Raw genomic sequence first — 14,551 nt, 5'->3', positions numbered from 1 at the left:
GCCTGGTCACTGGAACCGGTAGCCGATCGAACGTACCGTCAGCAGCACGTTGTCGAGGCCATGGGCGCCCAGTTTGCGGCGCAGGTTGGAAATGTGGGTATCGACCACCCGCTCGAGGGCGTCGCTGTCGGGCAGGCAGGCGGCCAGCAGCTCGCTGCGGGTAAATGCCTTGAACGGTGCGCGCAGCATCAGCGCCAGCAGCTGGAATTCGGTGGGCGTGAGGTCGAGCGTGTGTTCGCGCGCGGCAGGATCCACGATCACCGCCCGCACCGAGTCCGTATCGACCGTGAGCGGACCATGGCGCAGCACGCTGCCGGCACCCACGCGCGGCTGCCACCGGCGCAGCACGGCATGGGTGCGCGCCACCACTTCCTTGGGGCTGTAAGGCTTGACCACGTAGTCGTCGGCGCCGTAGCGCAGCGCCCCCAGCTTTTCCGGCTCGTCGCCGATGGCCGACACCATGATCACCGGCGTGTCGCCGCAACGGCGGATGTGGGAAAGCACGTCGGTACCCGACAGGCGCGGCAGCATCAGGTCGAGCAGCACCAGGTCCGGCTGCCAGCTGGCATACAGGTCCACCGCCTGCACGCCGTCACGGGCGATCTCCACCTGGAAATCGTCGCGGCGCAGGTAGGCCTCGAGAATACTGGCGCTGTCGGCATCGTCTTCCACGATCAGGATGCGCTTGCCGGTTGGGGGGTTGGTACTCATTTGTATGGGATTGTGGGGGGCAACGGAACTTTTTTTCGTGTGAAATTATAGGCGATCTTCTCTGTCCCCGGTTGGCCCAGGTATCGGGTCGGCCCAGGTGTTGGTGACCTTGCCGTCGATCCGGTTGGCGCCCTGGCGCAATGCAGGTCCGACCTCAAAGCGGTACGGCGGCTTCCAACCTGGGCTGTCGCGCGGCGGGAAGCTAAATTTCTAAAGGACATCAATACGTTCGTCGAGGTGATAACCTTGTGCTAATTCTTAATCTGGTGCTAAACACATGTCCAATTCCAATACCGAGCAAGCCGCCAGCGCTGTACCTCGGCCAAAAATCCAGGTCAATCCACCCGTCTTTTTTATTTCAGCCGCCCTGATCCTGGTCTTTGTACTGTTCGGCGCCATCTTCCCGGAACTGGCCGGCGCCATGTTCGATCGGGTGCAGACCCGAATCGTGCGCGACTTCGGCTGGTTTTATATCCTGTCCGTGGCGATCTTCCTGATATTTGTCATCTTCCTCATGGTGAGCCGCTACGGGGACGTCAAGCTCGGCCCCGATGATAGCGAACCGGACTACAGCTATCTTTCCTGGTTCTCCATGCTGTTTAGCGCGGGCATGGGCATCGGTTTGCTGTTTTTCGGCGTGGCTGAACCAATCCAGCATTATTCAAAACCGCCGGTAGGTCCAGGCAGCACGGTGGATTCTGCGCGCGAGGCGATGATCCTGACGTTCTTCCACTGGGGCATGCATGCATGGGCGATTTATATCGTGATCGGCCTGGCGCTGGCATATTTTGCGTTTCGCCGCGGTTTGCCACTGACCTTGCGTTCCGGCCTGTACCCGCTGATCGGCCGGCGGATTAATGGCCCCATTGGTCACGCCATCGATATCTTTGCAGTGTTGGGCACGATGTTCGGCGTCGCGACGTCGTTGGGGTTCGGCGTGTTGCAGGTCAACGCCGGCTTCTCGTACCTGTTTGGCATACCGGTCAATGCTGCCGTCCAGGTCGGGCTGATTGCCGCCATCACCGGACTGGCAACGTTATCTGCTGGAACTGGGCTCGACAAGGGCGTGCGCCGCCTGTCCGAACTCAATATCATCTTGGCGGTTGCGCTGCTGATCTTTGTGCTGGCAGCAGGATCCACCGTCTTCCTTTTGCAGGCATATGTTCAGAACATCGGCGCATACCTGGGTGCAGTTGTCCAGAGAACGTTCCGAATGTACGCGTACGAACCCAACACGTGGCTGGGGGACTGGACACTGTTCTACTGGGGCTGGTGGATTTCCTGGTCGCCGTTCGTCGGCATGTTCATCGCCCGTATCTCGCGTGGCCGCACTATTCGAGAATTTACGACAGGAGTGCTGCTGGTGCCGGTGCTGTTTACGTTCCTGTGGATGACCGTCTTTGGCAACACCGCCATTGCGCTCGACCTCAGTGGCACGGCTCCCATCGTCAAGGCGGTCGCAGAAAATATGCCCGTCGCATTGTTCAAGATGCTCGAGCAGTTGCCCTTCCCTCTCGTCTCGTCGGGTATCGCCACCCTGCTGATCATCACCTTCTTCGTGACGTCTGCAGACTCCGGCGCGCTCGTCATCGACATGATCACGTCCGGCGCCGCTCCCAATCCACCGGTGTGGCAGCGCATTTTCTGGGCCGTCAGCGCTGGCGTTGTCGCCGCGGTATTGCTGGTGGCAGGAGGGCTGAAGGGACTGCAGACTGCTGCGCTGGTCAGTGCGCTTCCTTTCGCAGTGGTCATGCTATTCATCTGTTACGGGTTATTGCGCGCATTGCAGACAGAATCCAAAGATGTTTCCATGGACCTGTCGCTCGACCTTGACGGTGAGCGCGAGGTGAAAGACCTGAGCTGGCAGCAGCGCCTGGAGAGCATTACCGGGTTCTATAAAAAACCGGACATCCTGGCGTTTCTCAGCGCAACAGCGCTTCCTGCGGTGGAGGCAGTCGCTGCCCAGTTGAGCGAGAGCGGACTGGTTCCGAACATTGAGCAACGCGAGGAGTATGTCGAACTCACTGTCCCGCATGGCGACCGCGGCATCTTCCGCTACATGATCCGGGCGCGCAGTTACCGGTCTCCGAGCTTTGCCTGGGCCGAATCCGCGAACGCTGCCCCGGACAGCAGGCACTTCCGAGCGATCGCCTCCAGCAACGAGGAGGACCGACAGCGCGACGTGACGGGCTATACCAACGAGCAATTGATCAACGACCTGTTGAGTCAGTACGCGCGGTTCCGCCATATACGGCGCGTCAGCTAACCGGAAAACAGGGAAAATTCTGCGATATGACAATTGCGCTGATCCTGGCCGCGGCAAAGAGCTTCCTGTTCGTCTTCGTGACGATGCTGCCCATTCTGAACCCCGCTGCCACCGCACCGATATTTTTGAGCATGACCAAGGGCGCCTCCGGCGCAACCCGGGCGCTGCTCGCGCGTCGTATCGCAGTCAATATGTTCTGGCTCATGACGGGGTCGATGCTGGTGGGGTCGTACGTGCTCGATTTCTTCGGCATCTCGTTGCCCATTGTCCGTATTGGAGGCGGACTGATCCTTGCATCGGTCGCGTGGCGGCTGCTGGGCGCCTCCCCGGACACGCCCGATAGCCGCGCGGCGCTGGCCGAAGCATTCACGCCTGACCATGCGCATAAACAGGCTTTTTATCCGCTGACATTCCCGATCAGCTGTGGCCCGGCGTCGATTTCGGTCGCCATCACCGTCGGCGTATCGTTGCATGACACCGAAATCATCATTTCACTGGCCCGCATGGGGGGCGCCCTGCTTGCCTTGGGGGTGATCGGCGTATTGCTGTATTTTGCCTTTCGCTATGGCGAGCATTTCCTGCGCCTGATCGGCGACGCCGGTACGGCAGTGTTCTTGCGGCTGACAGCGTTCATCCTGCTTTGCCTCGGTGTACAGATCGTCTGGGACGGGGTGCGGGAACTGGTACTCGATATCGCTCTGTATTTCGGCAAGGTCGCCATGCTTTAATCAGAACCGGGGTTGCCCCGGTACCGGCGATGAAGCCCTGCTGGCGTCATGCTCGAGAACACCCCGTCACGGCGTACCCACGCATGCATGAGTGCGGCAGAAAGATGCATCAGCACGACGGCGAACAGCAGCCAGGCCAGCAGGCCGTGGGCGTCGCGCAGCACCGCGTACCACACCGGATCGACAGGCGCGATGGGCGGCAGCGTGACGCCCGCCAACATCGTCACCGGCCACCCGCCCGCCGAGCGCACGCCCCAGCCGAGCAGCGGCAACGAGAACATCAGCCCATACAGCAACCAGTGCGATGCCGTGGCTGCCATCACTTGCCAGCGTGGCAAATCGGCGGGCAACGCTGGTGCACCGTGACGCAGCCGGTTGACCAGGCGCACGATCACCAACAGCAAGATGGCAATGCCCAGCGGCTGGTGCAGGTCGAGCATCCGGGGTCGCCAGGTCAGCGACGTCATCATGGCTACGCCGATGAACAGCATCGCCAGGATTGCTGCCGCCATTGTCCAGTGCAGCAGTTGCGCCAGCAGATTGAAGCGTTCTGGCAGGCCGGCTTGATTACCTTGGCGAGTCGCGGTCATGGAGCGGGTGTCGGTAGTCATTGTGGGGCCTTCTTTCCAACCGCATCGGTGGCATTGCCGTAGCCGATTTCGTGCAGCCGTGCGTTGTACGAATGGGCATAGATACCTGCCCGCGTAGCCAATACCGGGTCGTTCGACAGCGCCATGCCGGCCGGTATCAAGGTGGGATCGAAATTGATGTCGCGGCACATGCCATCAGTCTGGTCGAAGACCCGCTGCACTTCCAGCGTTCCGGCGACGATCTGGAGGCGGGTTTGCGGCCAGGGCTGCGATGGATCATTGACCGGATCGCCGGGCGCAGCGAGTTGCATCATCATGTCCCAATACAGCGGCGACTTCTTCAGGCGTTGCGCCACCTCGTCGAACAAGGCGTCGTGACTGGCCCGCGCACGCTCATCAACACTCCAGGCGGCAAATGGCGCGTGCGGGCGCAGGGACCAGCGCATGGCTTGCCGCTGGCCATCGCCGGCGACCAGGTAGTAGGCGTGAATGGCGTAGAACGTCGCGCCGGCAAAGCTGCTGGCCCACGGTTTGACGGCATCTGCTTCCAGGTATTTGCGCGCTTCCGGATACGCCTTGAGGAAAGCCCCCAGCTGTTGCGGGTCGGGTTTACCGGTGGCCGGATCGGGGGCCGTTGCCTTGACCATCGCCAGGAAACCGGGGGCATCGCGGGTGACGAAATACGGCTCGTTGTTCATTTTCATGCGCCACTGCTGGCCGTTGTCGGCAGTGAGCATCATGGCCATGCTGACGGTGCTGGTGGAATTGTCGGCGGCATAGGGGCTCATGTTGCCAATCGAGAAGCGTCCGATGGCCCGGGTCGCCGGCTGCGTGAACACTCTGGCATCGGAGTACTTTGCGGCCGCGCCACTGGAGCGGAATACGCCTTCGAAACACACGCCCTTGCCGTGTGCGCGACGGTAGCCAGCAGGAAAATCATGCGGAATGTCTTCCAGGAAGGTGGTACTGGTTACGCGCTGGCCGAGCAAACCGGAAGTCCAGGCGAAGCCCGTGGCCAGCACGGCAACGACTGCGGCAATGCCGGCCAGGGCCGGCCAGCTGCGCTTCAAGTCCATGTCGCCGATCTTCATGGACAGCCTCCGTATCGAGGCTCATTGACGGACAACGCGAATGCGGTGCGGGGGGTGTCGCTCATGATGACTCCTCGGGATAGATACATCTCGCAACTCAATGCGTGGCTGTCTTGGAAAACAGGTTCATCACGATCACTCCCGTGACTATGAGAACGATGCCGATAATGGCCGGAAGGTCCAGCCTTTGCTTGAAAGCGAACACGCCAAGCAGCGCTGTCAGGACGATGCCTAACCCGCCCCAGATGGCGTAGGCGACCGCCAGCGGTAAGCCTTTCAGTGCCTGGCCGAGTCCATAGAATGCGAATCCGTAAAAAACCACCACCAGCGCGGTTGGCACCAACCGGGAAAACTGTTCGGACTTGGCCAGGAAGGCGCTACCGGCAACCTCCGATACGATGGCCGCACCTAGCCAAATATAGTGTGCTGGAAACATGTCGGTCTCTTACTCCATGGTCAATTTTTGAATGTGAATCAGCTGCCGAGACCCTCATCGATCGCGGCGATTTTTACAATACGATCGTATTGTACGTTATTTTTTGTTGTAGAATCCAGCCATGACTTCCAAAGCCAACACTCCCCGTCCTCCGAAACAACCAGACCAGGTTAAAAAGAGACTTTTCCGCTCGGCGACAACTTTATTGAGTACCGGGCAGCCCGTTTCTATCGGGGCAATTGCCGGTGCAGCCGGGGTCAGCAAAGGCGCCGTGCAGCATCACTTCGGCACGAAAGAACAGCTGCTCGCTGCGCTTTTCGATCTCTACATGGACGAATTCAACGAAGCATTGGCGTTGGAAGATACCTCGGCGCCACCAGCCTTGCGCTATGCGCGCATGTCGCTCAATGCCACCTCGTACGAGGACACCGAAGGGTGGCGCGCTATGGTCGTGGCCACTGTGATCGACCGCGGATTGGCGGCCCGGTGGAGCGAACGGGCGGAAAGTGAGCGTGCGCTCGACCAGCCACCGGCTGCGAATGCCCTGCTCGTACGTCTGGCGGCAGACGGGTTATGGCTATCGGATTTGCTGTCTACCTACAAGGTCGACAAGAAACAGCGCGAGGAACTCGATGTGTTGATGCAAGGACTGCTCAGGAATCCTTGACCGCCAGCGCGTCAATGAAATTGAGGGAACCCGCAGATTATGGCCCACCTGACCGGCCGCTTTGTCGATCAGCCGAACAGTGCCGGATGGCGCCGGGTGTGCGCGCTTACGCCGCCTCGCTGCGGTCGCGGCCGGCGGCCTTGGCGCGGTAGAGGCCGGCGTCAGCGCGGGCCATCAGCGCTTCCAGGCTCTCGTCTGGCGCCTGCTGGCTGGCGATGCCGATGCTGACCGTGTAGTCCGGCACGTCGCCGCCACGTGCCTCGAACAGCGACGCCCGGATGCGCTGCGCAGTCGCTTTCGCCTGCTCGGCCGTGGTGCCCGATAGCAGTACGATAAATTCCTCGCCGCCGAAGCGCGCCACGTGGTCGATCTCGCGCAGGGCCGAGACAGTGGTATGCGCCGCATGCACCAAAACCCGGTCGCCGACTGCGTGGCCGTACTGGTCGTTAATGGCCTTGAAGTAGTCGAGGTCGATGCTGAGCAGGGTCATCGGCTTGCCATGGCGTTTCATCAGCGCCACTTCGCGGTGGTAGGCAGCGGCGAAACCGCGCCGGTTCAGCACCCCGGTCAGTGGGTCCGAGTTGGAGCGGTGCTCCATCACAACCTGCAGACGCCGGGTAGCGATGGTCATGAAGCCGACCGCCATCATCAGCGTCATGAAATTGGCCGTCAACAGGAAAATGCCCTGTACCGCACCGTTGCTGGCGTTGCTGGTGCCGACCGCGCCGCTGAGCGCCGCGAACAACCGCAACAGCAGCACCAGTGACTGCACCAGCAACAGCGTGCCGAAGAACCAGCTGGAGAAGTGGCGTTCGCCATGGCGCACCAGCAGCACCAGTTGCGCCACGTAGAACGACAGCGTCAACAATGAAAACACCGCCACCCGCAACGCGTAGTCCTGGGTGATCACATACCAGCCGACCAGGCAGACCATGCCGATCACCCACGCCAGCGCCAGCCACCACCAGCTCGGCTTGCGACCGAAGAATAACTGGGTGCCGATCAGCATCAGCCCGGCGGCGCCGAGCATGGTGCTATTGGCCGCAAACAGTAACACCGCTTCCGGTATCAGCGGGCCAGCGCAGAATAGCAAGCCGCTCGCCGTCAGCGACAACATGCCGAGCGACTGATGGCCCAACCCTTGCACGTCGGCAGGGAAGCTGCGGTAGGCGGAAAACAATACGATGGTCATCGCCGCCGCCATCAGGGTCGACGTCAGAACGATGGTTGCAGGATCGAGCAATGTCACAGGGAAAAGTGGGCAGATGTCGTGGATCTGCAAGGATACCAGCAACCAAGTACCGCCGGCACGGCTCGCGACGCAATTTGCCTGCACCTCCCTGGCGACTGCGGCACTTCCCTGGCGACTGCGCCGCGTGCGAAATTGACATCAAATCCATACGAATGTTCGATACCACACGTCGGTCCGAACACCGGCCGCGCAAGATGGAAGCTCCTCAACCCACGGAGTTCATCATGACCAAGCAAAAGTCAGGCGGTTCCAACAAGCAGTCGTCGACCGAGAGCGGATCGAAGCAATCGGCCACGCCAGAGAAATCCAAATCCGGCAAGGATGCAGCAAGCCACACCAAAGCGGCCGGCACCAAGACCGCCGGTGGCGGCGCCAAGCAAACCCGGAAGCACTAACGCCTATAACGAAGGGGCGGCAGCCAGGCTATGGTTGCCGCCCCTTCGCCGCGCAAGGAACAGGTCACTCCCTACACCGCAGTGCTCAGCAGCATCACTTGACGGCAGTGGCGAGCTTCTTCGCCATTTCCACGTGATGGGCGACGGTCGGTTCGAGCTTGGTGGCCAAGGCCTTGACATCCGCATCTTTCAACATCGAGATATCTTTTTTCAGCGATGCGTGAACGTTAAGGTGATCGGCCACGCCGGCCCGCTTGGCATAAGCCAGATCAAATTTGTCTGCGGGCACGGCTTTGAGTTCGGCCGCAAGCTTTTGATGCGCCATATCGGGCTCGGACGGCAGCGTCACGTTCTTCGCTGCGGCAACTTTCTTCGTCTCCTCCAGACCCTTGGTATGATCGTCGATCATCATCTTGGCAAAGGCCTTCACGTCCGGATTGCTACTCTTTTGCAACGCCATCTTTCCCGCCTCGATTTCAGCGATATTGGCTTGCGCGATGCCGACGAGTCGCGCGGCGTCGTCCTTGCTGATGGTAGCTGCTGCATTGGTGCTGGTCTGGGCATGCACGCCGGTGGCGAGCGACGCTGCTATCGATAACGCAATAAACAGTTTAGCTGGTTTCATGGTGGGGCTTTCAAAGTGTTATGAATGAGATTTTTCTCGTAAAGCCGAGTCTGACGAATGAATGAAAAGGTTTCTGTACGGCAGACCACCAAGACCAGCACAGCGGCATCGCGCCCAAAGCTCAGGCAGCCGGTCTCATTGGCGAAGTCGCCGGGCGCAGCGGGTTGATCTTGTCGGGTTCGCCGTAGTTCGGCACACCAACTACAATCGCTGCGCTCTGCTCCACTGCAAGCGCGGCCACATGCCCGGGCAGCCGCGCCGGGGTATCGGCGCGCATGTCCTCGATCAGCGCGTGCATCTGGTCGGCAGTGCCGTCCCACGAGGTGCGGGCGACGACTGCCCGCATCTGCGTCGCCATCGCAGCGCGCGCGGTGGGGGTCAGCGCCAGCGCCGCCTCGCAATGGGCGATGAATTCGGCGTGACCGTGGCCGATGGCGACGATATCGCCGTATGGCACTTCGACATCGGTGATCGCGGTGCTGACGATCGGCAGCTCGGCGGCCATGTATTCGAGCACCTTGGTGGGGCTGATGAATTTGGTCGATTCATTGAGCGCAAACGGCAGCAGGCACACGTCCCAGCCGGCCAGGAATTGCGGCAGCGCCTGGTAGGCCTGCTGGCCCAGGTAATGGATGTTGGGCCGCTGCGGCAGCGCCGACGGTTCGATCTTGACCACCGGCCCCACCAGCACGATGTGCCACTCGGGATGGGCGTCGGCCATGGCGGCGATCAGTGCGGTGTCGAACCGTTCGTCGATCACGCCGTAAAAGCCCAGCTGCGGATGCGGGATGTCGGCGTGCAGCGGATGGGCGTTGCTGCGGTCAAGCGCCTGCTCGAAGTGCACGGTATCGACGCTGCTGGCGAAGCAATGGACGTTGGCGTGCCGCGGGCGCTTGGCTTGATACAGGCTCGGGCCGCCGGTAAACACCAGGTCGGCAACGCCAAGCAAGGCGCTCTCGCGTTGCAACAGCTGGCGCGGCGGATTCTTGAAGGCCGACAGTTCATCCATGCAGTCGTACACCACCAGCGCCGGATGCAGGTCGGCCAGCAGCGGCAGCGCCATCGGCGTGTAGAACCACACGACCGGATCTTCCCCGGGGGGCACCAGCTTGTTCAGCAGCGACTGCAGCACCGGGATCTGGTCGTCATGGAAGCCCGCTGCGTGCACCGGCGTATGCGGCTGGCACACGGTGACGTTGGGCGCCGGATGGTAGGTGCGCAGATGGGGTTCGGCCTCGTCGAACACCGGCTCTTCGACGAACAGCACCTTGTAATGCTGGGCCAGGCGGGTCAGGAGATGTTGTGGGCGCTGATAAACGAAGTCCCAGCGCAGATGGCAAAAAACGATAACAGTATTCATGACTCTCTCCCTGATGTGCCCTTGCGGGTATAAACCTGTTCCCGGCCCCGGGAACAGACGTGTAAGACGGGTAAGCAGGCGCTGCCCCTGTTGCAGGGCGACGCCGTATGGCGCCACCAGCTGCCGCGCCAGCGGGTCCGGACCGTCGCGGTCCAGGTCCCACAGGCCGCTGCGGTGCCAGTGGTGTTCGTGCTCCCAGTCGTTGCGGTCGACGATGGGATAAAGACAGATGCCCTGCATGGCCACGCCATGTTGCAGGGCCAGCGCGGTTTGACTGGCCATCTCGGCAATCCAGGCGCCGCGGCCGCTGCCCACGTGGCTGGTTTCGGCCAGCAGCACCGGACGCTGATAACGGCGGTGCAGTTCCAGCAGGCTCAGATGAAGCGGCTTGCGGCGGGGGTCGCCCAGGTGCCACCACAGGCGCGCGCCGGTGCCGCTTTCCCACTGGTTGGTGTCGTAGTAGTTGGCGCCGATGAGGTCGAGATAGCGCGGTGCGCCGCCCAGCTCGGGTTCACGCTTGCCGCACAACATGTCCCAGGCGTCGTACTGGGCGGCGCTGGCGCCGTCCGCTTCCTGCTGCCACTCCGGACGGCCGGTGGGCGCGATCACGTGGATCAGCGGATCGCAGTGGAGGATGCGGGCGCCCGGCGTCACGTCCCAGATCGCATCGCAGCCGGCCAGTGCGGCGCGCACCAGTTGGCGCTTGCCTTCGGTCGCTGCGCGCGGATCGAACATGTTGGTGCACCTGAACATGTGGACCGACAGGCCCCAGCTGGTAAACGAGATCTCGTTGATCGGCGAGTACACGGGCGCCGGGCCGGCGTAAGGCGCCAGGTATTGGGCGGCGGCGCGGCAAAAGCGCGCGAAACGGGTGACGAAGTCGGGGGCATAGACATCGATCTCGTCGGGCCAGCCGTAGTGGCAAAAGGTCCAGCAGATCTGGATGCCCAGTTCGTGCGCAGCCAGCAGGCGCGCATCGAGGCTGGAAAAGTCGAAGACGCCGTCGCGCTCCACCAGGCGCCAGCCAATCGACTCGCGCACGGTGGCGATGCCGAACTGCCGCAACAGCAGGTAGTCTTCGCGCGCACGCTCGACGTGGCCGTTGGCGGCGTTCATGTCGAGCGCCCGGCCGCCGTGGTTGACGTGGTCGGCGCCTTCATAGCCGCCCTGCCAGAACGAGGCAAACGGCGTGGGCTGCGATGCTGGCGATGCAGTTGGCGATGAGGTTGGCGGTGCCGACATGGGGCGCTTTCAATATTGAACGTTGCGGGTGGCGGCACTGATCTGCTCAAGGGGAATCTTGGGACTGCGGTCGGCATTGAGCAGTCCGTTGGTTTCCTGGAAGGTGTCTGCAAACTGCGTGTAGCAAAAGCCGCTGAACATCGCGGTTTCGTTCACCACCTGCAGCAGGTCGCGATACAGCGCGTGGAATGCCTCGGCCGTGTTGGCGCGCGAGTAGCCCCACGTATGATGTTCGGACGCGCGCGGATCGTAGGCGACGCCGCCAAACTCGGTGAGCACGATCGGCTGGCCGCGATGGGGAAAGCCGTCGAGCGTGAGGATGCGGCCACCGGGACGGCGGCGGTCGAACAGGGTGTTGGACTGGTGCTCGGCCTCGTAGCGGGCGCGCAGCTTGTGCGGGTCGCCATCGTAGTCGTGGATGCCGAGGATGTCCGTGGCTGACGCTTCCCAGCCGTCGTTGCCGATCACGGGCCGGGTGGCGTCGAGCATGCGCGTGAGGTGGTACAGCGCTTCCACCGCGTTACGGTGGGCTTGCATGGCAGTGAGGTTGGGCACGCCCCACGATTCGTTGAACGGCACCCAGACGATCACGCACGGGTGGCTGTAGTCGCGTTCGATCGCCTCGGTCCATTCGCGCACCAGGCGCGACATCGCGCGCGGGCTGAAGGCATAGGCCGATGGCATTTCTTCCCACACCAGCAAGCCCAGGCGGTCGGCCCAGTACAAATAGCGCGGATCCTCGATTTTCTGGTGTTTGCGCACGCCGTTGAAACCCATCGCCTTGGCCAGCTCGACGTCGCGGCGCAGCGCGTCGTCGGACGGCGCCGTCATCAAGGACTCCGGCCAGTAGCCCTGGTCGAGCACCAGGCGCAGCTGGTAAGGCCGGCCGTTGAGCATCAGCCGGTCGCGTGTGATCGAGACCGAGCGCAGCGCGGTGTACGAGCGCACGGTATCGAGCACGGTGTCGCCACAGCGCAGCACCACTTCGGCATCGAACAGCGTGGGATGTTCGGGACTCCACAGCAGTTCGTTGCGCGAATCGTCGATGCCGGGATCGGGCAGCGCGATCTTGCGCATCGTGTCCTGCCCGACCATCGAATAGCGGTCGTCGGCCAGCAGTTTGTCGCCGTGCCACAGCCGCACTTCCACCGACAGGCCGGTGCGCTGGGCCCCGGCGGTGACCACTTCGCAGCCGATCTCGAAGCCGTCGAAGATCGGCGTCCAGCGCAGCCGTTCGATATAGGTATCGCCCACGGTTTCAAGCCACACGGTTTGCCAGATGCCCGTGGTGCGCGGGTACCAGATCGAGTGCGGGTCCAGTTGCCAGTCCTGCTTGCCGCGCGGCTTGGCCAGGTCGGCCGGATCGTCTTCCACCCGCACCACCAGCACTTGCGGGCCGTCGGCCACGATGGCATCGGTGATGTCCGCAGTAAATGGGGTATGGCCGCCTTCGTGCTGCGCCACCAGATGGCCATTGAGCCATACGCGGGCCGCATAGTCGACCGCGCCGAAGTGCAGCAGGGTACGCCCGCCCGCGCCGAGGTCATCCAGCGTGCGGCGATACCACACGCACGGATGGAAGCGCTGGTCGGCAATGCCGCTGGCAGCCGCTTCCGGCGCGAATGGAACGGTGATACGGTGCTGCCAGTCGATGGGGTCGTGCGGTGCGGAGTGGGCCTGCGTGTCGTCGAAGGCGAAATCCCATACGCCGTTGAGGGAGGTCCAGCTGGAGCGGACCAGTTGCGGTCGGGGATAGTCGAATTGGGGCACGCAGGTCTCCAGTTGAGATGGCGGGAAATATTAGAAACATGGTATCAATCGGCGCCGCCCTGTCACTTCTTGCGTCACCTGAGATTGTGTAAGAGATGGCCTACATTCGGTGGCCGCTGTGCCATTTCAACCACGTAGAGGCGGCACAGCGCGCCACGGTTAAAACGCGCACAGAGCGCACGGCGTACCCGCTACGACACTTGAACTTTTCGCATCAGCGACATCAAAGCGCTTGTATATTTGGGAGACAAGATGAAGAAGAGTATCGCCATCGTGGGCGCCGGGTTTTCCGGTGCAGTCATCGCCAATCAGCTCGCCCATGCCGGCTACGCGGTCGATGTATTCGAAACCCGGCCCCACGTGGGCGGCAACTGTCACTCGCGGCGCGACGACGAGACCGGCGTCATGCTGCACGTGTACGGGCCGCACATTTTTCATACCGACAATGAGCGGGCCTGGGAATTCGTCAACCGCTTCGGCGAGTTCAAACCGTATGTGAATCGCGTCAAGGCCATCACCAATGGCCGCGTGTACACCTTGCCCATCAACCTGTTGACCATCAACCAGTTCTTCGGCAAGACCTTGCGGCCGGCGCAGGCTGCGGAGTTTTTGACCTCGCTGGGCGACAAGACCATCACCACGCCCACCACGTTCGAAGACCAGGCCTTGCGCTTCGTCGGCCGCGACCTGTATGAAGCGTTTTTCAAGACCTATACCATCAAACAATGGGGCCTGTCGCCCAGCGAACTGCCGGCGAGCATACTCAAGCGTCTGCCCGTGCGCTTCAACTACGATGACAACTATTTCAGCCACAAGTACCAGGGCATGCCGGCCGACGGCTATACCGCCCTGGTCGAGAGGATGTTCGACGTGCCCGGCATCGCGGTGCACCTGAGCACACCGTTCGATCCGGCGTCGAAAACCGACTACCAGCATGTTTTCTATGCCGGCCCCATCGACGCGTGGTTTGGCCATGAAGAAGGCCGGCTGCCGTACCGCACGCTCGACTTCGAAGTGTTCCGCGACACCGGCGACTACCAGGGCAATGCCGTGGTCAACTACTGCGACGACGCCGAACCGTACACCCGCATCACCGAGCACAAGCACTTTTCGCCATGGGAGCAGCACGAAGACACCATCCTGTACAAGGAATACAGCCGGCAGTGCGAAGACCAGGATATTCCCTACTATCCGATCCGGCTGGCGCGGGACAAGCAGCAACTGGAACGCTATGTCAACATCGCCCGCCAGGAAGCGAACGTGACCTTCGTGGGGCGTCTCGGCACCTACCGCTACCTCGACATGGATGTCACCATCAACGAGGCGCTGATCACGGCCGACAAGTTCCTGGCCAGTGCGCGCGACAACACTGCCATGCCGGCCTTCGTGATCGATCCCCTGGCCTGATGCGGGCACCA

13 protein-coding genes are annotated in these 14,551 nt (G+C 62.0%); 5 read left to right on the top strand and 8 right to left on the bottom strand.

Annotated features, from left to right (window positions below; genetic code table 11):
- Window positions 1-6: 6 nt before the first annotated feature.
- Window positions 7-711, bottom strand: coding sequence for a response regulator (locus DUPY_RS07585; protein WP_070247221.1), 705 nt, complete (start codon window positions 709-711; stop codon window positions 7-9).
- A gap of 277 nt (window positions 712-988) precedes the next feature.
- Between DUPY_RS07585 and DUPY_RS07580 the strand changes: the two genes are divergently transcribed.
- Complete coding sequence (locus tag DUPY_RS07580; protein WP_070247220.1) at window positions 989-2,977, top strand: BCCT family transporter; 1,989 nt, start codon at window positions 989-991, stop codon at window positions 2,975-2,977.
- A gap of 26 nt (window positions 2,978-3,003) precedes the next feature.
- Complete coding sequence (locus tag DUPY_RS07575; protein ID WP_070247219.1) at window positions 3,004-3,705, top strand: MarC family protein; 702 nt, start codon at window positions 3,004-3,006, stop codon at window positions 3,703-3,705.
- On the opposite strand, the gene DUPY_RS07570 is transcribed toward DUPY_RS07575, so the two are convergent.
- The 3 genes from DUPY_RS07570 to DUPY_RS07560 all read right to left on the bottom strand — a co-directional run bounded on the left by DUPY_RS07570 (window position 3,702) and on the right by DUPY_RS07560 (window position 5,822).
- Entirely contained in the window at window positions 3,702-4,295 is a 594-nt protein-coding gene (locus DUPY_RS07570; RefSeq protein WP_070247279.1) for a cytochrome b, read from the bottom strand. The two genes, DUPY_RS07575 and DUPY_RS07570, sit on opposite strands and share 4 nt — an antisense overlap.
- A gap of 17 nt (window positions 4,296-4,312) precedes the next feature.
- Complete coding sequence (locus DUPY_RS07565) at window positions 4,313-5,386, bottom strand: catalase family peroxidase (RefSeq protein WP_070247218.1); 1,074 nt, start codon at window positions 5,384-5,386, stop codon at window positions 4,313-4,315.
- 97 nt (window positions 5,387-5,483) lie between these two features.
- Window positions 5,484-5,822 carry a DMT family transporter gene (locus DUPY_RS07560; protein ID WP_070247217.1) on the bottom strand — a complete coding sequence of 113 codons (339 nt, stop codon included), beginning with the start codon at window positions 5,820-5,822 and terminating at the stop codon, window positions 5,484-5,486.
- 121 nt (window positions 5,823-5,943) lie between these two features.
- On the opposite strand from DUPY_RS07560, the gene DUPY_RS07555 reads away from it, so the two are divergent.
- Window positions 5,944-6,489, top strand: a complete 546-nt coding sequence (locus DUPY_RS07555; RefSeq protein WP_070247216.1) for a TetR/AcrR family transcriptional regulator — start codon at window positions 5,944-5,946, stop codon at window positions 6,487-6,489.
- Window positions 6,490-6,595: 106 nt separating this feature from the next.
- On the opposite strand, the gene DUPY_RS07550 is transcribed toward DUPY_RS07555, so the two are convergent.
- The gene (locus DUPY_RS07550) at window positions 6,596-7,681 is read right to left on the bottom strand and encodes a GGDEF domain-containing protein (protein ID WP_084640604.1); all 1,086 of its coding nucleotides are present in this window, start codon (window positions 7,679-7,681) and stop codon (window positions 6,596-6,598) included.
- A gap of 284 nt (window positions 7,682-7,965) precedes the next feature.
- On the opposite strand from DUPY_RS07550, the gene DUPY_RS28350 reads away from it, so the two are divergent.
- Window positions 7,966-8,136: a hypothetical protein gene (locus tag DUPY_RS28350; protein WP_167359046.1), complete on the top strand. Its 171-nt coding sequence runs from the start codon at window positions 7,966-7,968 to the stop codon at window positions 8,134-8,136.
- A gap of 94 nt (window positions 8,137-8,230) precedes the next feature.
- On the opposite strand, the gene DUPY_RS07545 is transcribed toward DUPY_RS28350, so the two are convergent.
- The 3 genes from DUPY_RS07545 to DUPY_RS07535 form a co-directional block, all read right to left on the bottom strand.
- A complete protein-coding gene (locus DUPY_RS07545; RefSeq protein ID WP_070247214.1) occupies window positions 8,231-8,761 on the bottom strand; it encodes a DUF4142 domain-containing protein in 531 nt (176 codons plus the stop codon).
- 121 nt (window positions 8,762-8,882) lie between these two features.
- The gene (locus DUPY_RS28830) at window positions 8,883-11,363 is read right to left on the bottom strand and encodes a glycosyltransferase (RefSeq protein WP_070247213.1); all 2,481 of its coding nucleotides are present in this window, start codon (window positions 11,361-11,363) and stop codon (window positions 8,883-8,885) included.
- A gap of 9 nt (window positions 11,364-11,372) precedes the next feature.
- On the bottom strand, window positions 11,373-13,133 hold the full coding sequence (locus DUPY_RS07535; protein ID WP_070247212.1) for a glycoside hydrolase family 2 protein: 1,761 nt from the start codon (window positions 13,131-13,133) through the stop codon (window positions 11,373-11,375).
- Window positions 13,134-13,385: 252 nt separating this feature from the next.
- Between DUPY_RS07535 and glf the strand changes: the two genes are divergently transcribed.
- Window positions 13,386-14,540 (top strand): UDP-galactopyranose mutase, encoded by a 1,155-nt coding sequence (glf, locus tag DUPY_RS07530; RefSeq protein ID WP_070247211.1) that lies wholly within the window; start codon window positions 13,386-13,388, stop codon window positions 14,538-14,540.
- The last annotated feature ends 11 nt before the right edge of the window (window positions 14,541-14,551 follow it).

Origin of the sequence: Duganella phyllosphaerae, from assembly GCF_001758785.1 — a bacterium.
GTDB classification, from domain to species: domain Bacteria; phylum Pseudomonadota; class Gammaproteobacteria; order Burkholderiales; family Burkholderiaceae_D; genus Rugamonas; species Rugamonas phyllosphaerae.
This window is presented reverse-complemented; position numbering and strand designations above follow the sequence as displayed.